This is a genomic window from Streptacidiphilus jeojiensis (genome assembly GCF_042510965.1).
Taxonomy (GTDB): domain Bacteria; phylum Actinomycetota; class Actinomycetes; order Streptomycetales; family Streptomycetaceae; genus Streptacidiphilus; species Streptacidiphilus jeojiensis.
In genome coordinates this window covers 312546-332212 of the sequence record NZ_JBEUKS010000005.1, presented here as the reverse complement: position 1 = coordinate 332212, position 19667 = coordinate 312546, and the positions used below count along the sequence as shown (strand labels likewise).

Sequence of the window (19667 nt, the reverse complement as noted above, 5' to 3'; positions counted from 1 at the left end):
ATGCGTCGGATCACCGAGCGCCTGGGCGGGCTGGCCTTCGGCGGCGACTACAACCCCGAGCAGTGGGACCAACAGGTCTGGAAGGAGGACGACCTGCTGATGCGTCAGGCCGGGGTCAACCTGGCCACGGTGGGCGTCTTCTCCTGGGCGCTGCTGGAACCCGAGCAGGGGCGCTTCGACTTCGGCTGGCTGGACGCCCACCTGGACCGGCTGCACGCCAACGGCGTCGCCGTGGACCTGGCCACCCCCACCGCCTCCCCGCCGCCGTGGTTCACCCTGGCGCACCCGGACGCCATGCCGGTCACCGCCGACGGCACCCGGCTCACCCACGGCAGCCGCGACACCTACTGCCTGGCCGCCCCCGGCTACCGGCAGGCCGCCCGCGGGATCGCCGCCGCGCTCGCCCAGCGCTACGGCGCGCACCCGGCGGTGGCGATGTGGCACGTCCACAACGAGTACGCCACGGTCTGCCACTGCGACCACGCCGCCGCCGCCTTCCGGGACTGGCTGCGGGCCAGGTACGGAACCCTGGAGGCGCTCAACGCGGCCTGGGGCACCGCCTTCTGGAGCCAGCACTACGGCTCCTGGGAGCAGGTGCTGCCGCCGCGCGCCACCCAGTGGCACCACAACCCCGGGCAGACCCTGGACTACCGCCGGTTCTGGTCCGACGAGACCCTGGCCGCCTACCGGGAGCAGCGCGACGCCATCCGCGAGCACAGCGACCTGCCGGTGACCACCAATCTGATGCTGCCCGGCTACCAGGTCCTGGACCTGTGGAAGTTCGGCGCCGAGGTCGACTTCGTCGGCATCGACCACTACCCCGACGCGGCGGGCGTCGACGCCGCGGCCGACACCGCCTTCGGCGCCGACCGGGCCCGCTCCTTCGGCGGCGGCAAGCCCTGGCTGCTGATCGAGCAGGGCACCAACACCGTCTACAGCGCCAGTGGCACGCTGCCCAAGGAGCCCGGCGACATCCTGCGGCACTCGCTGGGCCACATCGGCCGGGGCTCGGAGGGCGCGCTGTTCTTCCAGTGGCGCCAGTCCAGGGCCGGCGCCGAGCTGTGGCACTCGGCGATCGTCCCGCACGCGGGGCCCGACACCCGGATCTTCCGGGAGGCGGCGGCCACCGGCGCCGCCGTGGCCGGGCTGGGCGAGCTGGCCGGCTCGCGGGTGCACGCGGACGTGGCGGTGCTGCACGACGCGGACGTGTGGTGGGCGCTGGACAACCGCGGCCTGCCGCAGCTCGACTACCACGCCGCGCTGCGCCGGGCCCACCGCGCGCTCTGGGACGCCGGGGTGACCGTCGGCTTCGCCCACCCCGAACACGATCTGAGCGGCTACCGGCTGGTCGTCGCGCCCAGCCTGTACCTGCTCTCGGACGCCGGCGCGGCCTCGCTGCGGCGCTATGTGGAGGGCGGCGGAACGCTGCTGGTGCAGCACTTCAGCGGCGCCGTCGACGAGTTCCACCAGGCCAGGCTCGGCGGCTACCCCGGTCCGCTGCGGGAGGTGCTCGGCCTGCGGGTGGAGGAGTACCGGCCGCTGGCGGCGGGGGAGTTGCTCACTCTCTCCGACGGGACGTCGGCGGAGGGCTGGAGCGAGCTGCTGCGGGCCGAGGGGGCGGAGGTGCTGGCCGCCTACACCTCCGGGGTGATGGACCGTCAGCCCGCGCTGACCCGGCACCGGTTCGGCGCCGGGACCGGCTGGTACGCGTCCACCCGGCTGGACGACGCCGGGTACGCGGCGCTGATCGGACGGGTGCTGGCGCAGGCCGGGGTCGCCCCGGTGGTGGCCGGACTGCCGACCGGCGTCGAGGCGGTGCGGAGGTCGTCGGTCGACGGCGGCTCACGCAGCTGGCTGTTCCTGCTCAACCACGGCGACGAGCCGGTCCGGCTCGACGTCGCCGGCCACGACCTGCTCACGGCCACCGAGGTCGGTCCCGACGGACTGACCCTGCCGGCCCGCGGCGCGGCGGTACTGCGCCAGGGCTGAATCCGCCCCGAGCACCCTGCACTTCCTGGTCCTGCACGTCCTCGTCCTGCACTCCCTGGTCCTGCACGTCTGGTTCCGCACGTCTTCTCAGCGTCGAGAAAGGACAGTCCATGCCCAGTCCGAAGATCTCCCGTAGAGGTCTGATGGCGGTCGGTGCCGCCGCCGTGGCCACCCCGCTGCTCTCCCCGGCAGGCCGGGCGCTGGCCGCCACCGGCGCCGGCGGCTCCATCGCCGGCGGTGCCTACACCTGGAAGAACGCCCAGATAGTCGGCGGCGGCTTCGTCCCCGGAATCGTCTTCAACCAGTCCGAGTCGGGGCTGGTGTACGCCCGCACCGACATCGGCGGCGCCTACCGGCTGGACCGGGGGACCGGGCGCTGGGTGCCGCTGCTGGACTGGATCGGCTGGGACACCTGGGGACACACCGGCGTGGTCTCGCTGGCCACCGACTCGCTGGAGCCGGACCGGGTCTACGCGGCCGTCGGCACCTACACCGCGGCCGGCTGGGACCCCAACCAGGGTGCGGTGCTGCGCTCCGAGGACCGCGGGCGGACCTGGAAGACCGCCGACCTGCCGTTCCAGCTCGGCGGCAACATGCCGGGCCGCGGCATGGGCGAACGGCTGGCGATCGACCCGCACCGCAACCGGATCCTCTACCTGGGCGTGCGCGGCGGCCACGGGCTGTGGCGCAGCGAGGACTACGGCGCGTCCTGGGCGCAGGTGGCGAGCTTCCCCAACGTCGGCGACTTCGTCCCCGACCCCACCGACACCAGCGGCTACAACAGCGATAACGCCGGGGTGCTCCAGGTCGTCTTCGACCCGCGCGACGGCCGCACCGGCCGGGCCACCAGGACCATCTACGTCACCGTCGCCGACACCGAGAACATCCTCTACCGCTCCACCGACGCCGGCGCGACCTGGGCCCGGGTCCCCGGCCAGCCGACCGGCTACCTGCCGCACAAGGCGGTGTTCGACCACGTCAGCGGCAGCCTCTACCTGGCCACCAGCAACACCGTGGGCCCCTACGACGGCTCCAAGGGCGACGTCTGGAAGCTGGACACCGCCACCGACACCTGGACCTGCATCAGCCCGGTCCCCTCGACCAGCAGCGACGACGGCTTCGGCTACAGCGGGCTGAGCATCGACCGGCAGAACCCGGACACGCTGATGGTGGTCACCCAGATCAGCTGGTGGCCGGACATCGTGATCTACCGTTCCACCGACGCCGGTGCCAGCTGGACCCGGGCCTGGGACTTCGGCAACTACCCCGAGCGGACCTTCCGCTACTCGCTGGACATCTCCGCCGCGCCCTGGCTGGACTTCAACTCCACCCCGGCGCTGCCGGAGACCTCGCCCAAGCTCGGCTGGATGACCGAGGCGCTGGAGATCGACCCCTTCGACTCGGACCACTTCCTCTACGGCACCGGCGCGACGATCTACGGCGCCGACAATCTGACGGCCTGGGACAAGGGCGGCACCGTGGCCATCTCGGTCCGGGCCCAGGGCCTGGAGGAGACCGCGGTCCAGACGCTGCTCAGCCCGCCGGTCGGGCCGCCGCTGCTGTCCGGCGTCAGCGACGTCGGCGGCTTCGTGCACACCACACTGGACCGGGCCTACCCGATGTACGCCAATCCGACGGTGGGCGCGACCAACACCCTCGACTACGCCGAACTGGCCCCGGCCACGATCGTGCGCTCCGGCAGCGGCGGCTCCGCCTACCTGGGCCTGTCCGCCGACAGCGGGACCAGCTGGACCCCGGTCACCACCCCGCCCACCGGGACCACCGGCCCGGGTCCGGGCGAGGGCGCGGTCGCGCTCGCGGCCGACGGCGGCCGGATCGTCTGGGCCCCGGACGGCGCGGCGGTCAGCTGGTCGGCGGACGGCGGTGCCACCTGGACCGCCTGCACCGGGATCCCGGCCGGAACGGCGGTGCGGTCGGACCGGGTCGACCCCGGCACCTTCTACGGCTTCGCAGCCGGTGCCTTCTACCGGAGCACGGACGGCGGCGCGAGCTTCACGGTGACGGCGGCCGCGGCCACCAGCGGACTGCCCGCGACCGGCCCGGCCCGCTTCAAGGCGGTCCCCGGCCACCGCGGCGAGATCTGGCTGGCCGGCGGCGCGGACTCCACGGTCACCGGGGGCGGGGTCTACGGACTGTGGCGCTCCACGGACGGCGGCCGCTCATTCACCCGGATCCCCGCGGTCGACCAGGGCGACACCGTCGGCTTCGGCAAGGCCGCCCCGGGCCGCTCCTACCCCGCCGTCTACACCAGCGCCAGGATCCGCGGCGTGCGCGGCCTGTTCCGCTCCGACGACGCCGGCCGGAGCTGGACCCGGATCAACGACGACCGGCACCAGTACGGCTGGACCGGCACCTGCATCACCGGCGACCCGCGCATCCACGGCCGGGTCTACGTCGGCACCAACGGACGGGGCGTCATCTACGGCGACCTGATCTGACTCCCGGCCGAGCGATGAGTTCCGCCCCCGTCGCCGGTACGTACTGACGAGCTCGCCGGAACAGCCCGGCGAACCGATCGGAGGGAGAACCCGATGTCGGACAGTCGTGCCGAGGACGAGGCCGCCATCCAGGCCGTACTGGCGGACTCCTACAAGGCGTGGGAGGCCGGCGACGCCGAGCGCATGGTCGCCGACTACACCGCGGACGCGAGCGCCGTCATCCCCGGTTCGCTGCGCGGCAGCCGCGAGGTGATCCGGGAGAGCATGGCGCTGGCCTTCGAGGGGCCGCTCAAGGGCAGCTCGACCTGGAACAGGGAGATCAGCCTGCGCTTCGTGGGCAGGGACGCCGCGATCGTCCTCAGCGAGTCCGGCGTCCTGTTCGCCGGACAGACCGAGGTCCCGGAAGCGGGCAGGGTGAACGCGACCTGGGTCCTGGAGAAGCGGGACGGCCGCTGGCTGATCGCCGCGTACCACAACAGCCCGGTGCTGGCGGCCTGAGGTCGCCGCTGCGGGCGGCCGAACAGCGGACCACCGGTCCGCTGTTCGGCCGCCCGTGCTACTCGAAGCGCAGTCCGGCCGGGCGCATGGTGCGCAGCAGCACCGGCAGGCTGAGCAGCGTGGTGAGCAGCACCGCCGCGGCCCCGGCGGCGCACATGGTGGCGACGGCGGACCAGTCGAAGCCGATCGGCAGACCCCCCAGCCGCAGCAGGGCCGCCCCCGCCGCCAGGCCGCCGCAGAGGGCGACCAGCAGGCCCAGCGCCATCGGCAGCGCGCTCTGCAGCAGCACCGACAGGGCCAGGATCCGGCGCCGGGTGCCGAAGGCGTAGAGCACCGCCAGCACCCGGTTCTGCTCCCTGAGCCGCTCCAGCTGACCCACCAGCAGGCTGCCGGCGATCAGCAGCAGGGTCACCGCGATGCCGGCCGCCAACGCCTGGCTGAGCGAGTGGAACTGGGGGTTGGGCGTGGGGTCGTCCGGGAAGACGACGGTCGCCTGCGGGGACAGCCGGGCGGCGGAGGTGCGCAGCTGGTCCCTGACGTCCGCAACGCCCGGGTCCAGGCTCAGCTTCAGCGTGGCGGGCTCCGCCGCGACGAACGCGGCGGGAGCGGCGGCCGGGGTGATCATCAGGCCGCCGTAGGCCAGCGGTCCGGGCATGGTGCCCGGGGCCGCCGGTGCGCCCAGCAGGGTCACCGTGGACCTGCCGGCGGGCACCCGCCAGGTCCGGCTGCGGCCGCCGGGGTCGAGCGTGCTCAGCTCGGTACCGGTGCTGACGGGCCGGTAGGTCCCGGCGTCCGGGGCGTTCGCCTCGACATCGAAGACCTCGCCGTCGGTGCAGTGCGGCAGCGCGGCCAGGGTGCGCAGGGTGGCGCAGTCCGCGACCAGGGCGTCCGTCGAGGCGCCGTTGCCGCCGTCGGCGGCCAGGTACAGCGAGACGTAGCCGACGGCGGACCGCACCCCCGGACTCCTCCGCAGCGCGGTCGCCTCGGCGCCGGCCTGGAGGCTGCCGGGGAGCCGGACCGTGGCCGCGACCGTGTCCTGCTGCCGGGCGGTCGGGGCGCCGGAGGGACCGTAGTAGCTGTCGGACACGCCCAGGAACAGGCTCTGCAGGGCGATGGCCCCGGCGACCGCGACCACGATGCCGTTGACGGCGGTGGTGGCCGGGCCGGTCGCCAGCTGCAGCCGGCGCACCGCCAGCTGCCAGGGCAGGCCGCCGACGGGCGCGCGCCGGGTGGCCGAGTCCACCAGCCAGGGCAGCAGCGCGGTCGAACCGACCAGCAGCAGCACCAGCGCGCCGGCGACCAGGGCGAGGCTGCGGCCCTGGTTGATGCCCTCGGGCGAGCGCACCGCGAACAGCAGCACCAGCAGTCCGAGCACCGGCAGCGCCAGCCGCCACCACAACCGCCTCCTGGCACCCCCTTGCCGGCGCACCACGCCGAGCGGCTCGACCGCGATCCGGCGCAGCGACAGCAGCGTCGCGGCCACCGACAGCACCGGGACGGCCAGCAGCACCAGGACGGCGACCAGCGGCTGCACGGTGATGTCCTGCGGGAAGACGCTGAGGCTGCCGAAGGTGAACCGCTCGGCCAGCTGACGGCCCGCCAGATAGAAGCCGACACCGAGGACCGCCCCCAGCAGCGCTCCGGCCAGTGACTCCCCGGCGGCGATCCAGCGGGTGGTGCCGCGGTCGGCACCGGCCAGCCGCAGCGCGGCGAGCCGGCGGTCGCGGCGTTCGCTGCCGAACCGGGCGGCCGAGGCCAGGAACACCCCGACCGGCGCCAGCAGTACCACCATGCCGACCAGGCTGAGCAGGATCAGGATCGGCCGCATCGGTTCGTGCGGAGCCCTGGCACCGTAGCGGTCGATGCGCACCGCGCCACCGGCGGTGCTCAGGTGGTCGCTGGTCAGCACGTAGGAGAGCTGAGCCGGACCGAGCAGCCCGGCGTCGCCGATGATCGCGGTGACCGGGTACGGCAGCCGCTCCCGCAGCAGTTCGCTGCCGGGGGCGCGCAGCAGTCGTTCCAGCGCGGGGGAGACGGCCATCGAGCCGACCGGCGGGTACTGGGTCAGTCCGGGCGGGGCCGGGGTGTTCGCGCCCTCGGGCTGGACCAGCCGGCCGCGGATGTCCTGGCCACGGAAGGTCGTGTCGGCTTCGGCGATCAGCGCGGTGCGGTCGGTGCGGGTCGCGATGGCCGAGCCGGTGAAGGTGTCGTTCTGGACGTAGATGCGCTCGTTGCGGTGCTGGTCGATGCCCGGGATGGCGGCGCCGAGCAGCAGCAGGGCGACGCCCAGGGCGGCGGCGACGGCGGTGAGCAGCAGCCGGCTCCAGCCGTCGCGGCCGCCGCCGACGGCGAGCCGCAGTCCGAGCAGCAGGTCGGTGCGGCGGGACGAGCGGGTCACCGGGCGACCGCCAGGTCGCGGGTGCGGCCGTCGCGGACCACGACCTCGCGGTCGGCGTAGGCGGCGACCCTGGCCTCATGGGTGACCAGGACCACGGCGGCTCCGGTGTCGCGGGCGGCGGTGGTCAGCAACTGCATCACCCGTTCGCCGTTGAGCGAGTCCAGCGCACCGGTGGGCTCGTCGGCGAACACCGCGCGGGGCCGGGTCACCAGGGCGCGGGCGACGCCGACGCGCTGGCCCTGACCGCCGGAGACCTCGCCCGGGCGCTTGGCGGCCAGGTCGTCGACCTCCAGCCGCTCCAGCCATTCGGTGGCCTGCTGCTCGGCCTGCCTGCGGCGCACGCCGTTCAGCCGCAGCGGCAGGGCGACGTTCTCCAGGCAGGTCAGTTCCGGGACCAGTTGGCCGAACTGGAACAGAAAGCCGAACTCGCTGCGGCGCAACTCGCTCAGCCGGGCGTCGCCGCAGCCGGTGAGCTCCAGGCCGTCGAAGCTGACGGTGCCGCTCTCCGGGCGCAGGATGCCGGCCAGGCAGTGCAGCAGCGTGGACTTGCCCGAACCCGAGGGGCCCATCACGGCGATCAGCTCGCCGGCGGCGACGGTGATCGAGGCGCCGTCCAGGGCCGGGGTGGGGCCGAAGGACTTGTGCAGGGCGTGGGCGCTGAGCAGCGGGGACGGCTGCTCCGACGGGTGTTCGGGACGCTGCTCGGGTCGCTGTTCGGACCGGGCGGTCATCGGCGCACCTCCGCGGCGAGCCGGTCCAGGCGGGCGGCGGTGAGCTCCAGCCAGCGCAGGTCGGCCTCCAGGTGGAACAGGGCGTGGTCGCAGACCAGTTGGTCGGCCAGGTCGCCGTCCATCTTGCGACGGGTCAGCTCGCGCATCAGCCGCAGGTGCTCGGCGCGCTGGGTGTCCAGGATGTCGGCCGCCGGACGGTCCGTCAGCAGCGCCAGGACGACCTTGGTGTAGAGGGTGCTCTGCAGGTACGGCTCGGGGTTCTCGGGACGGGACAGCCAGTCGGCGACGTCGGTGACGCCGGCGTCGGTGATCGAGTAGCGCTTGCGCTCCGGGCCCTCGCCCGGCTCCACCGCGTCGACCTCGACCAGGCCGTTCTTCAGCAGCCGGGACAGGGTCGCGTAGACCTGTCCGTAGTGCAGCGAACGGCCGCGGCCGAAGTGCTCGTCGTAGACGCGCTTGATGTCGTAGCCGTGCCGTGGCTGGGACTCCAGCAGGCCGAGGAAGGTCTGACCAAGGGACATGGGAGGACTATACACACGGGGTATAGCTGATGTGTATAGACGGCGGGGATAGGCGGCCGGGCCACCTCTGCTGTCAGCGAATCTGCCGCGGGCAGAGAAAGCGGATCGGGGGAGCCCCGCAGGTCGACAGTGGATTTCGACGGCATCCCTGCCTCACCTGGATGACCTACCCGGACGACCCACCTGGAAGAGGAGGACCAGATGACTCCCATCACCTCGCCGCCGCCCCGTGCGGAGGACGGCGACACCCAGCCCAGCCGCTTCGACGACCACCTCGCGGCGCAGCTGCTCGCCCAGCGGATCGTGTTCCTGGGCACGCAGGTCGACGACGTGTCGGCGAACCGGGTGTGCGCGCAATTGCTGCTGCTGTCGGCGGAGGACCCGCGCACCGACATCAGCCTCTACGTCAACAGCCCCGGCGGGTCGGTCACCGCGGGCCTGGCCATCTACGACACCATGCGGCTGATCCCGAACGACGTCTCGACGCTGGCGATGGGGTTCGCCGCCAGCATGGGACAGTTCCTGCTGACCGTGGGGTCGGCCGGCAAGCGCTTCGCGCTGCCGAACGCGCGGATCATGATGCACCAGCCCTCCGCGGGCATCGGCGGCACCACCTCGGACATCGAGATCCAGGCGGAGAACCTGGAGTTCACCAAGAAGGCCATCGAGCGGATCACCGCCGAGCACACCGGGCAGAGCGTGGAGACCATCGCCCGCGACGGCGACCGGGACCGCTGGTTCACGGCCGAACAGGCCAAGGAGTACGGAATCGTGGACCGGGTGGTGGAGTCGGTCGCCGACATCCGCCCGGCCTCCTCGCGTCGACGGATGGGGCTGTGACATGGGCTCGTACACGGTTCCCTACGTCATCGAGCGCACCGCGCAGGGCGAGCGCTCCTACGACGTCTTCAGCCGGCTGCTGAACGAGCGGATCGTCTTCCTCGGCACCGAGATCGACGACGGCGTCGCCAACGTGGTCATCGCGCAGCTGCTGCACCTGGAGGCGGAGAGCCCGGAGCGCGAGATCTCGATCTACCTCAACTCGCCCGGGGGCTCCTTCACTTCGCTGATGGCCATCTACGACACGATGACCTTCGTGCAGGCGCCGATCTCCACCTTCTGCGTCGGCCAGGCCGCCTCGACGGCGGCGGTGCTGCTGGCCGGCGGGGATCCCGGGCGGCGGTTCGTGCTGCAGCACGCGCGGGTGCTGCTGGGCCAGCCGGCCAGCGGCGGCCGGCAGGGCACGGTCTCCGACCTCAGCCTGGCCGCCAAGGAGATGGTGCGGATCCGCTCGCAGGTGGAACAGGTGCTGTCCCGGCACACGCAGCACGACGTGGCGACGCTGCGCGCCGACATGGACCGGGACCGGGTGCTCACCGCCGAGGAGGCCGTCGCCTACGGGCTCGCCGACGAGGTGCTGAGCCGGCGGCTGGCGTTCGCCTGACCCCGGGTGGCCCGGACCCGGGACCACGCACTGCTGCGGCGGGGCGCTGACCGCGCCCCGCCGCAGTGGTTGACGGTCCGTCAGGCCGCCAGGCAGAGCCCGTCGTGCCGCGAGGCCGGCGAGGTGCGGCCGCGGACCGTCCGGCTGCGGGTGTGCCGGACCAGCTCGTCCTGGGCGAGCGAGAGCAGGTCGGCCAGGCCGAGGCCGAGGGCTCCGGCGGCGGCCGCGAGCACCTCGGATGAGGCCTCCTTGCGTCCGCGCTCCAGCTCCGACAGGTACGGCATCGAGATCCGGGCCGTCTCCGCGACGTCCTTCAGCGTGCGCTCCTGGGCGAGCCGCTCGCGCCGCAGGGTGCTGCCGACCAGGTCGCGCCAGAGCGGCGCCCGCGGTGCGGGCGGTGACGGGGTTCCCGACGGCCGCAGGGGGATGACGCGGGCTTCGTCCGGCACATGAGTACTCACCGTTCCAGCCTAGGGATCCAGGGCCGCGGGGGAAGGGAGCGGCGTTCTGCTCTGGGTGAAGAACCCCGTTGGCGGATCAGGGCGACCGCTGGTACCTTTCCGGAAGCCGTGCAGGAGAATGAGGAGGTGGTACCCGTGAACGTATCGACATGGGTGCTCCCCTCCGGGGTCATGGTCGGGCGATAGGTCGTCCGGGAGCGCCGTTTCACGCGCACTCCCGAAAGGCACGACCATGCAGTCCACCACCATGCAGTTCACTTCCGAGCGCCGTCTCGACGACGGCGTCCTCGAACGCGGATTCACCCTCGGCGAGATCCCCGGCCTGCTGTGGACGCCCGGCTCCGCGTCCGTACCGGCCCCGCTGATCCTGCTCGGCCACCCTCCCCTGGGGCTGCGCCGGATGTACCCCCGACTGGCGGCCCGGGCCCAGCACTCCGCGGCGCAGGGCTTCGCCACCGCCACCATCGAGCTCCCCGGCAGCGGCGACCGGCCCCGTTGGCCCGCCGTCGAGCAGGCCCGCGCCGACCTGCGCCGGGCCATGGAGGCCGGCGAGCCGGTCGGCGACGAGATCGTCGACGCCCTGGTCCTCCCGCTGGTCGACAGGGCCGTCCCGGAATGGCAGGCCGCCCTGGACGCCCTGCTCGCGCTGCCCGAGATCGGCGGACCGGTCGCGTACTCGGGGGGAGTGATCTCCATCGGCATCCGGCTGGCGCTGGTCGAACCGCGCATCTCGGCCGCCGTTCTGTTCGCCGGGAGCCTGGTGCCCCGCGCCATGTTCGAGGAGGCCCGACGGGTCACCATTCCGCTGCACGTCCTGCTGCAGTGGGACGACGAGGGCAACGACCGGCAGGCGGCCCTGGACCTGTTCGACGCCTTCGGCTCCGAGGAGAAGTCCCTGCACGCCAACATGGGCGGCCACACCGGCGTCCCGCAGCACGCAGGGGACTCCGCGGCCCAGTTCTTCACCCGTCATCTGAGCTAGCCCCTGCCCGGCCGGGGCACGACCGCCCCGGCCGGCCAGGACCGATGAGTTTCGGGGGCTGCGGGCGTCCAATGCAGTGACGCAGTTTCCGCTGATCCGTGGAGGATTCGATGACCTCGTCCGTTCCCGTCACCTCCGGCACGCTGGCCGTGCCGGGCGCCCGGCTGTACTACGAGTTGCGCGGTAGCGGTCCGCTGGTGGCGATCGTCGGTGCGCCGATGCACTCGGCGCCGTTCGCGCCGCTGGCCGATCTGCTGGCCGCCGACCACCGCGTGCTGACCATGGATCCGCGCGGGCACTTCGGCAGCGTTCCCGACGATCCCGACGCCGACTCCAGCCCCCGGCAGCGCGCCGACGACCTGGCCGCCCTGATCCGCCATGTCGACGCCGGGCCCGCCGCGGTGCTCGGCTCCTCCGGCGGCGCCGTCACGACGCTGGCGCTGCTCCAGGCGCACCAGGAGTTGGTGCGCACCGCCGTCGCCCATGAGCCCCCGCTGGCCCAACTGCTCGACGACCGCGAACAGCAGTCGGCCGCCAACGAGGAGACGATCGCCACCTACGAGAGCGGGGACACCCTCGGCGCGGTGCGCAGGTTCATGGCCAACGCCGGTCTGGTGATGCCCGAGGAGGTGTTCCTGCAGGTGTTCGGCGGGGAGAAGTCGCCGGAGGAGGTCGGCAGCGAGCGCTTCTTCTACCTGCACGAGCTGCGCGGCACCGCCGGCTGGGCGCCGGACCTGGACGCCCTGCGCGCCACGACGGACCGCCTGGTCATCGGCATCGGCGAGGCTTCGGCGGGCCAGTTCTGCGATCGCACCTCCCGTGCGCTGGCGACGGAGCTGAAGATCGAGCCCGTGGTGTTCCCGGGCGGCCACGGCGGCTTCATGGAGAACCCGGCCGCCTTCGCCGACCGGCTCCGTGAGGTCATCGACTGAGCCCGGTTCTGAATGCCCGTCAGCGGCGAGTCGGTGCCGGTGGAAGTTCCGGCCGGCCGCCGGGTGATCGACGCAGCGTCAGCTGGCGGACGCGGTACGGTCAGGCGGGCTGCCACAGTTCGATGCGGTTGCCCTCCGGGTCGGTGACCCAGCCGAAGCGGCCGACGCCTGCCATGTCCTGCGTGTCCTCGGCCACGTCCGCGCCCTTGGCGCGCAGTTGGGCGAGCATCGCGTCCAGGTCGCGGACCCGGAAGTTGAGCATGGACTGCTGGGCGGGGGAGCCGAAGTAGTCGGTGCCGGACTCGAAGGTCGCGAACACCGTCGGCCCGGCTCCCGGTTGCCACAGGCCGTTCTCGTCGGCGTCCAGGCCCAGGCAGTCGCGGTACCACGCGCCCAGGGCCGCCGGGTCGGCGGCCCGCAGGAAGTACCCACCGATTCCAACCACACGTTCCATGGCGCCATCCTGCCAGCACGGCGATCGGGTGGCCCGGCGCCACACCATCGCCCGGCCGGGCCGCGATCAGCCGGTCCGGACCGCCAGCCCGTCCAGCAGCAGTCGCAGTGCCAGCTCGAAGCCGCGGTCGTCCAGGCCGGACGGGCCGCCGCCCCGGGTCGACGCCGCCTCCAGCGACGCGGCAAGTGCGGGGTAGTGCGGACGGTAGTCGCCGGGCGGCCGGGTGAAGCCGGCCGTGAAGGTCTCCAGCGCCGAGCCCAGCACCAGGTAGTCCAGGGCGGCGGCCGCCTCCGCGGCGTCGGCCGGGGTGAGACCGGCCCGGACGAGCGCGGCCAGCAGGGTGTCGTAGCCGCGCAGCTGTCCCTCGGCCTCGACCCGGCGGCGGGCCAGCAGGGCGATGGTGTTGGGGTGGTTCAGGAACACCGCACGGTAGCCGCGGGCGTAGGCGGCCAACCCGTCCCGCCAGTCCGCAGCGGCCCCTTCCCCGTCCTCTCCGGCCTGCAGCGGTGTCAGGTCGATCTCCTGGTTGACCAGCTCCGACAGTGCGTCCAGGAGTTCGTCCTTGCCGGTGACGTGGTTGTACAGCGAGGCGGCCTTGACCCCGAGCCGGTCGGCGAGGGCGCGCATGGTGAGCCCGTCCGCCCCGGCCTCGTCCACCACCTCCAGCGCGGCCCGCGCTATGGCCTCGCGGCTCAGCAGCGCTCTGCTCGGTCGCCCCATCGTCCCGCCCCTTCTTCCGCTGACGGCCGTCACGTTACCCCTTGGTTTCGGCTCTTCCCTCGGCGTTGAAAGGCGGCTATGGTCGCCTTCCGACCCTGGGACTAACTAAGTTAGTTTTAACACGACGGCAAGGTGGACCCCTCATGAGCGCCCCCGCAGACGACGCCGCCCGGCTGGAAGCCCTCGGCTACCGCCAGGAACTGCGCCGCAGCCTGACCGTGCTCGGCAACATCTCGATGGGCTTCGCCGTCGTCTCACCCGTCGTCGGCCTCTACGCCGTCGCCCAGGTGGGCATGAGCATCGCCGGCACCGCCTGGGTCTGGGCGCTGCCGGTCTGCCTGCTCGGCCAGGCGCTGGTGGTCTGCGTCTACTCCGAGCTGGCCTCACAGTGGCCGCTCGCCGGCGGCGCCTACCAGTGGAGCCGCCGGCTGGCCTCGCCCGGCTTCGCCTGGCTCAGCGGCTGGATGTGGCAGTTCGCGGTGATGTTCGCCAACACCACCGTCGCCTACCTGGCCTCGCCCTGGGTGTTCGCCCTGTTCGGGGCCACGCCGACACCGGCCGAACTGGTGCTGGTGTCCCTCGGCTTCATGCTCTTCTGCACCCTGGTCAACGCCTACGGCATCAACTTCCTGCGCTGGTTCGTCTCGCTGGGCATCGCCGCCGAGGCGGTCGCCTCGGTGCTGGTCGGGCTCTCGCTGCTGCTGGTGTTCCGCCGGCACGGGTTCTCCCTGCTCACCGACACCCTCGGCGCCCCCGCCGCGCTGGGCACCACCGACGTCAAGGCGTTCCTGGCCGTGATCGCGGTCGGCGGCTGGGCCTTCATCGGCTTCGACGCCTGCGTGTCCACCGCCGAGGAGACCAAGGACGCGGCCCGCCAGGTTCCCAAGGCGATGTGGTGGGCGCTGCTCAGCGTCGGCGCCGTGGTGATCCTCAACGCGGTCTCGGTCGAACTGGCCCACCCGAACCCCGCCGACGTGGTCGCCGGCAAGGACCTCGACCCGGTCACCACGGCCGTGGTCGGCGCCTTCGGGGGCTGGGCCGAGAAGCCCTTCGTGGTGGTGGTGCTGATCAGCTTCACCGCCTGCCTGATGGCCTCCCAGGGCGGCGCCGCCCGCGGCCTCTACTCGCTGGCCCGCGACGACGTCTTCCCCTTCTCCCGCCAGGTCCGCAGGGTCAACCGGCACAGGGCGCCGATCGGCGGCCTGGTCGCGGCCACGCTGGTGAGCTGTGCCGCGCTGCCCCTGGGCCTCAAGAGCGCCGCGATGGGCAGCCTGATCACCTTCGGCAGCGCGGCCACCTTCGTGCCGTTCTTCCTGCTCACCCTGGTCGCCCTGGTGGCCCGGCTGCGCGGCGGCTGGAAGCCGTCCGGCGAGGTGTCGTACGGCCGCTTTGGCACTCTGCTGAACGCCCTCGCGGTGCTGTGGACCGGCCTGGAGGTGGTCAACATCTGCTGGCCCCGCGCGATCCTGGCCCCGGTCGGCGCGCCCTGGTACCAGGTCTGGGCCGCCCTCCTGGGCGTCGGCATCGTCACCCTGGCCGGCCTCGGCTACCTCCTGGCCCGCCGCCCGGACCGCAGGATGCGTGACACCGCCAGCACCGGCGGCGACCACAGCGACGAACTGGCCCCGGCCGTCCACTGACCCGGGCCCGGTGTCGGGACCGGCCAGCGGGGCGGACCGGCTAGCGGGGCCCGTCCTGGCCGGTGTCGAGCAGTTCGTGGACGAGTGCGGTCTGCAGCCAGGTGCGGTAGTGGTCGACGGTCCAGCCGCGGTGGCGGCGCAGTAGTTGGTGCATGTGCGGGGAGCCCAGGGCGTAGAGGATGTCGGCGGCGGTGACCGGGTCCAGGTCGGTGCGGAGGGCGCCGTCGGCGTGGAGCCGCCGGGTGAGGGCGAGGTGGACCGCGTGGGTGGCCTCGGCGCCGGCGTCGGAGGCTGCCCGCATGTCCGGGTCGGCGCCCGCCGCCTCGACGCTGACCATGATCAGGTCCCCGGCGCGTTCCAGCAGTGCGGTGGAGTAGGCGACCAGTTGCCCGATCGCGGCCCTGGGGTCGGCCTGTTCCCGCGAAGCGGTGATCTCGGGCCGGTCGGCGACGCGCACCGGCTCCTCGTCGCCGACGGTGGCCACCCCGAGGGTGTGCGCGAAGAGGGCCGCTTTGGTGGGGAAGGCGTCGTACAGGGTCCGTTCGCCGACCCCGGCCGCGGTGGCGATCTGACGGAGCGCGGTGGCGACGTAGCCCTGTTCCACGAACAGGCGCTCGGCCGCCTCCCGGATCCGGGCGCGGGTGGCGGCCGCTGCTGCGGCGCGCGCCGGGGAACGGTAGGTCCGCTTGACGGGGTCTGCATCGGGGGTCACTCTGTAAATATTAGCCGCAGTGGTACTGCGCCGAAAAGAGGAGGCGCCCCGTGTCCAGCTCGAGTCATGCGTCCAGGCCCCGTCTGAGCGGCATCCACCACGTCAAGATCCCGGTCACCGACCTGACCCGGTCCGTCGACTGGTACGCCCGCGTCTTCGGTCTCGACGTGACGATGGAGTTCCCCGACGCCGACGGCGTCGTCCGCGGGGTGGCCGGCCTGGTGCCGGGGCTGGGCGACGTCCTGCTCGGGTTGCGGGTGAACCGGGAGGCGGCCGAGGGCTGCAAGGGCTTCGACCCGGTCAGCTTCGCCGTCGACGACCGCGCCGACATCGAGGCATGGGCCGCCCATCTGGACGGCCTGGGCGTCGAGCACTCACCGCTGATCGAGGCCTCGGTCGGCTGGCTGCTGGTCTTCGACGACCCCGACGGCCTGCAACTGCACCTGTACAGCTGGGCGGCGCACGGCGTCGACCACTCCGACCGGCCGGGCTACGGCCGACCGGCGGCGGCCCGGTAGGGGCGGAAGAACGCGCGCAGTTCCTCCGCGTACAGCTCCGGCTCCTCGAACGGCGCGAAGTGTCCGCCGCGCGCGGGCTCGGTCACCCGTACGGCATTGGCCGTGCGCTCCAGCCAGGCGCGCGGCGGGCGCACCACGTCGCCGGCGAAGATCGAGAAGCCTGACGGGACCTCGACCCGGCGGGCGAGCTGCTCGGGCGGGATGGCGGAGTTCGCGTGGTACATCCGCATCGAGGAGCCGATCGTCCCGGTGAGCCAGTACAGCGTGACGTTGGTGAGGATCTCGTCCTTGGTGAAGCTCCGCTCGATGTCGCCGCCGCAGTCGCTCCATGCGCTGAGCTTCTCGACGATCCAGGCGGCGAGCCCGGCGGGGGAGTCGGTGAGCCCGAAGGCGGCGGTGTGCGGCTTGGTGCGGTGCATGGCGGCGTAGGCGCCCTCGGTCGCGCCCCAGGCCGTGACCTCCCGGATCCAGGCGAGCTCCTCGGGTGCGAGCTCCGCCGGGTCGCCGCTGAACAGGGGCAGTCCCGCGTCGGTGCGGTGCACGGCCACCACCCGGTCGGGGTGGTCGAGTGCGAGGTAGCGGCTGACATGGCTGCCGATGTCCCCGCCGGCCGCGCCGAACCGGGAGTAGCCGAGGACGGACATGAGCTCGGCCCACAGGCCGGCGACCGCGATGGAGTCGAGGGGCGGTCCGGCGGGGCCGTCGGAGTACCCGAAACCGGGCACGTCGGGCACGACCACGTCGAAGGCGTCGGCGGGATCGGCACCGTGGGCGCCGGGGTCGGTGAGGAGCGGGACGACCTTGGCATAGCGCCAGAACGAGTCCGGCCAGCCGTGGGTGAGCACCAGCGGCAGCACCGGCCCGGTCGGCGCGACCGCACGGGCATGGACGAAATGGACGCCCAGGCCGCCGAGCGGCACCCGGAAGTGCGGCAGCCGGGCCAGTTCCGCCTGCTGCGCCGGCCAGTCGAAGCCGTCCGCCCAGTAGTCGACGAGTTCGCGGAGGTAGGCCGGATCGGTCCCGAGCGACCATCCGGCGTCCTCGGGCAGGTCCGGCCAGCGCGTCGCGCGCAGCCGCGCCCGTAGGTCGTCGAGGGCGGCGGGGTCGGTCCGCAGGGTGAACGGCTCCGGTCGGAGCGGGGCGTCCGGCATGGAACGCACGCTACCGGAGCCGGCGGCCCGGACGGTCCCGACCGACCGCATAGGGTGGGGGCTGCCTGATTCCGTTCCCTCCCGGAGGTCCGCAGTCCATGGAACGCCAACTGACCCTGATGGCCGTCCACGCCCATCCCGACGACGAGGTGCTGTCCACGGGTGGCGTGCTGGCGTCCGCGGCGGCCGAGGGCTTCCGCACGGTACTGGTCACCTGCACCAACGGGGAGCAGGGCGACGGCCCCGGCGGGATCAAGCCCGGGGAGCCCGGCCACGACGAGGCGCGGGTGCGCGAGGTCCGGCTGGAGGAGCTGAAGGAGTCGGTGGCCCAACTGGGCATCTCCGACGTGGAGCTGCTCGGCTACCACGACTCGGGCATGGTGGGCTGGGAGGCCAACCAGCGGCCGGAGGCGTTCGCCAACATCCCGCTGGAGGAGTCCGCCGGGCGGCTGGCCGAGCTGATGGAGCGCTACCGCCCCGATGTCGTCGTCACCTACGACGAGAACGGCGCCTACGGCCACCCCGACCACATCCAGGCCCATCTGATCACCATGGCGGCGATCAAGGCGGTCAGGGGGTCCGGCATCCCGGCGAAGTTCTACTACACGGCCATCTCCCGGACCCGGATCGAGGAGATGTTCGCGTACCTGCGGGCCACCGGCGCCGAGGTGGGGGACTTCGAACTGCCGGACGACTTCGGCAACTCCGACGAGGAGATCACCACCGTCGTGGACGTCTCCCCCTACGTCGAGCGCAAGCGCAAGGCGCTGGAGGCGCACGCCAGCCAGGGGGAGAACATCTTCATGCTGCGGCTGTCCGAGGAGGGCCAGCAGCGGGCGTTCGGCCAGGAGGCCTTCGTCCGCCAGTTCAGCGACGTGCCGGTGCCGGAGCACGAGGACGACCTCTTCGCCGGGCTGCGCTAGGCAGCGGCCGCCCCGGGCTCCGGCCCGCGCCCGTTCACCCGACCTGCTCTACCAGCGGTGGTGCACCTGGGCGCGGATGCTGCGGTCGTAGAGGTCGCGGATCGCGTCCAGGGTCGGCCCGGTCAGCGGCGGCAGGGCGGCGGCCGCCGCGTTGGCCTGCGCCTGCGCCGCGCTGCGGGCGCCGGGGATGACGCTGCTGACGCCGGGCTGCTGGATGATCCAGCGCAGCGCGGTCTGGGCCGGGGTCGCGCCCTCCGGTGCCAGCGCCGCGAACTCGGCGGCGGCCGCGACGCCGGTCTCGAAGTCGATGCCGGAGAAGGTCTCGCCCTGGTCGAAGGCCTCACCGTGACGGTTGTAGCTGCGGTGGTCGTCGGGGCCGAACACGGTGTCCCTGGTGTACCGCCCGGTCAGCAGCCCGGAGGCGAGCGGGACCCGGGCGATGATGCCCACCCCGGCCTGCTCGGCGGCGGGCAGCACCTGCTCCAGCGGCTTCAGCCGGAACGGGTTGAGGATGATCTGCACGCTGGCGGTGCCGGGACGGGCGATCGCCGCCAGCGCCTGCTCGCAGGTCTCCACGCTGACGCCGTACGCCGCGATCCGCTCCTCGGCGACCAGGGTGTCCAGCGCGTCGAAGACGGCGTCGTCGGCGTAGACCGCATCGGGCGGGCAGTGCAGCTGCACCAGGTCGAGCCGGTCCACGCCCAGATTGCGGCGCGAACGGTCGTTCCAGGCGCGGAAGTTGTCCAGGACGTAGTTCTCCGGCAGCTGCTCGGCGCGGCGGCCCATCTTGGTGGCGGCGAACACCCCGCTGTCCGGGCGCTCGCGCAGGTAGCGGCCGATCAGCTGCTCGCTGCGGCCGTCCCCGTAGACGTCGGCGGTGTCGAAGAAGTCCACGCCGCCGGCCACGGCGGCGTCCAGCACCGCGAAGGCGTCCTGCTCGCGCACGGCGCCCCAGTCGGCACCGAGCTGCCAGGTCCCCAGACCCACGACGGAGACTTTCCTACCGGTCCTGCCGAGCACGCGATCGTCCATGTCCGCATCCTACTGAGGTCGTCCGTGGAGCCCCCGACGGACGCTCCGGCAGGTGCACAGACCACGCACAGCATGCCGGGACCCGCACCCGTACGAGCGCGG

Annotated in this window: 19 protein-coding genes; 10 read left to right on the top strand and 9 right to left on the bottom strand. The window is 72.9% G+C overall.

Annotated elements, in window-relative coordinates; all coding sequences use genetic code 11:
- The 3 genes from ABUW04_RS16495 to ABUW04_RS16485 all read left to right on the top strand — a co-directional run bounded on the left by ABUW04_RS16495 (window position 1) and on the right by ABUW04_RS16485 (window position 4946).
- Window positions 1-1989: a beta-galactosidase gene (locus tag ABUW04_RS16495; protein ID WP_380565485.1), complete on the top strand. Its 1989-nt coding sequence runs from the start codon at window positions 1-3 to the stop codon at window positions 1987-1989.
- A gap of 110 nt (window positions 1990-2099) precedes the next feature.
- Window positions 2100-4448, top strand: a complete 2349-nt coding sequence (locus ABUW04_RS16490) for a xyloglucanase (RefSeq protein ID WP_380565483.1) — start codon at window positions 2100-2102, stop codon at window positions 4446-4448.
- Window positions 4449-4541: 93 nt separating this feature from the next.
- Window positions 4542-4946 carry an SgcJ/EcaC family oxidoreductase gene (locus ABUW04_RS16485; protein WP_380565481.1) on the top strand — a complete coding sequence of 135 codons (405 nt, stop codon included), beginning with the start codon at window positions 4542-4544 and terminating at the stop codon, window positions 4944-4946.
- Window positions 4947-5004: 58 nt separating this feature from the next.
- Here ABUW04_RS16485 and ABUW04_RS16480 read toward each other — a convergent pair whose 3' ends face one another.
- The 3 genes from ABUW04_RS16480 to ABUW04_RS16470 are packed head-to-tail and all read right to left on the bottom strand — an operon-like array spanning window position 5005 to window position 8596.
- Entirely contained in the window at window positions 5005-7344 is a 2340-nt protein-coding gene (locus ABUW04_RS16480) for an FtsX-like permease family protein (RefSeq protein ID WP_380565479.1), read from the bottom strand.
- Complete coding sequence (locus ABUW04_RS16475; protein ID WP_380565477.1) at window positions 7341-8075, bottom strand: ABC transporter ATP-binding protein; 735 nt, start codon at window positions 8073-8075, stop codon at window positions 7341-7343. Before ABUW04_RS16475 ends, ABUW04_RS16480 begins: the two co-directional genes overlap by 4 nt.
- The gene (locus ABUW04_RS16470; protein WP_030249174.1) at window positions 8072-8596 is read right to left on the bottom strand and encodes a PadR family transcriptional regulator; all 525 of its coding nucleotides are present in this window, start codon (window positions 8594-8596) and stop codon (window positions 8072-8074) included. The genes ABUW04_RS16475 and ABUW04_RS16470 overlap by 4 nt, the downstream gene beginning before the upstream one ends.
- Before the next feature lie 201 nt (window positions 8597-8797).
- Between ABUW04_RS16470 and ABUW04_RS16465 the strand changes: the two genes are divergently transcribed.
- The gene (locus tag ABUW04_RS16465; protein WP_380565476.1) at window positions 8798-9436 is read left to right on the top strand and encodes an ATP-dependent Clp protease proteolytic subunit; all 639 of its coding nucleotides are present in this window, start codon (window positions 8798-8800) and stop codon (window positions 9434-9436) included.
- 1 nt (window position 9437) lies between these two features.
- Window positions 9438-10040 (top strand): ClpP family protease, encoded by a 603-nt coding sequence (locus ABUW04_RS16460; protein WP_030249180.1) that lies wholly within the window; start codon window positions 9438-9440, stop codon window positions 10038-10040.
- 80 nt (window positions 10041-10120) lie between these two features.
- Here the strand turns inward: ABUW04_RS16460 and ABUW04_RS16455 are convergent, their stop codons facing one another.
- Window positions 10121-10501, bottom strand: a complete 381-nt coding sequence (locus ABUW04_RS16455; RefSeq protein ID WP_030249182.1) for a helix-turn-helix domain-containing protein — start codon at window positions 10499-10501, stop codon at window positions 10121-10123.
- Window positions 10502-10748: 247 nt separating this feature from the next.
- Here ABUW04_RS16455 and ABUW04_RS16450 point away from each other — a divergent pair, with 247 nt between their 5' ends.
- The gene (locus ABUW04_RS16450; protein WP_380565647.1) at window positions 10749-11483 is read left to right on the top strand and encodes an alpha/beta hydrolase; all 735 of its coding nucleotides are present in this window, start codon (window positions 10749-10751) and stop codon (window positions 11481-11483) included.
- A gap of 110 nt (window positions 11484-11593) precedes the next feature.
- Window positions 11594-12415, top strand: a complete 822-nt coding sequence (locus ABUW04_RS16445; RefSeq protein WP_380565474.1) for an alpha/beta fold hydrolase — start codon at window positions 11594-11596, stop codon at window positions 12413-12415.
- 100 nt (window positions 12416-12515) lie between these two features.
- Here the strand turns inward: ABUW04_RS16445 and ABUW04_RS16440 are convergent, their stop codons facing one another.
- Together ABUW04_RS16440 and ABUW04_RS16435 are read right to left on the bottom strand one after the other, a co-directional pair.
- On the bottom strand, window positions 12516-12869 hold the full coding sequence (locus tag ABUW04_RS16440) for a VOC family protein (RefSeq protein ID WP_380565472.1): 354 nt from the start codon (window positions 12867-12869) through the stop codon (window positions 12516-12518).
- A 66-nt stretch (window positions 12870-12935) separates the two neighbouring features.
- Window positions 12936-13589 (bottom strand): TetR/AcrR family transcriptional regulator C-terminal domain-containing protein, encoded by a 654-nt coding sequence (locus ABUW04_RS16435; protein ID WP_380565471.1) that lies wholly within the window; start codon window positions 13587-13589, stop codon window positions 12936-12938.
- A 143-nt stretch (window positions 13590-13732) separates the two neighbouring features.
- Between ABUW04_RS16435 and ABUW04_RS16430 the strand changes: the two genes are divergently transcribed.
- Window positions 13733-15229, top strand: coding sequence for an APC family permease (locus tag ABUW04_RS16430; RefSeq protein ID WP_380565469.1), 1497 nt, complete (start codon window positions 13733-13735; stop codon window positions 15227-15229).
- Window positions 15230-15269: 40 nt separating this feature from the next.
- On the opposite strand, the gene ABUW04_RS16425 is transcribed toward ABUW04_RS16430, so the two are convergent.
- Window positions 15270-15941 carry a TetR/AcrR family transcriptional regulator gene (locus ABUW04_RS16425; RefSeq protein ID WP_380565467.1) on the bottom strand — a complete coding sequence of 224 codons (672 nt, stop codon included), beginning with the start codon at window positions 15939-15941 and terminating at the stop codon, window positions 15270-15272.
- A gap of 50 nt (window positions 15942-15991) precedes the next feature.
- Between ABUW04_RS16425 and ABUW04_RS16420 the strand changes: the two genes are divergently transcribed.
- Window positions 15992-16459, top strand: a complete 468-nt coding sequence (locus tag ABUW04_RS16420; protein ID WP_380565465.1) for a VOC family protein — start codon at window positions 15992-15994, stop codon at window positions 16457-16459.
- Here ABUW04_RS16420 and ABUW04_RS16415 read toward each other — a convergent pair.
- Complete coding sequence (locus ABUW04_RS16415) at window positions 16432-17610, bottom strand: epoxide hydrolase family protein (RefSeq protein ID WP_380565464.1); 1179 nt, start codon at window positions 17608-17610, stop codon at window positions 16432-16434. The two genes, ABUW04_RS16420 and ABUW04_RS16415, sit on opposite strands and share 28 nt — an antisense overlap.
- A gap of 98 nt (window positions 17611-17708) precedes the next feature.
- Between ABUW04_RS16415 and ABUW04_RS16410 the strand changes: the two genes are divergently transcribed.
- The gene (locus ABUW04_RS16410; RefSeq protein WP_380565463.1) at window positions 17709-18533 is read left to right on the top strand and encodes a PIG-L family deacetylase; all 825 of its coding nucleotides are present in this window, start codon (window positions 17709-17711) and stop codon (window positions 18531-18533) included.
- Between the two features lie 48 nt (window positions 18534-18581).
- Here the strand turns inward: ABUW04_RS16410 and ABUW04_RS16405 are convergent, their stop codons facing one another.
- Window positions 18582-19565, bottom strand: coding sequence for an aldo/keto reductase (locus ABUW04_RS16405; RefSeq protein ID WP_380565462.1), 984 nt, complete (start codon window positions 19563-19565; stop codon window positions 18582-18584).
- Window positions 19566-19667 lie beyond the last annotated feature (102 nt).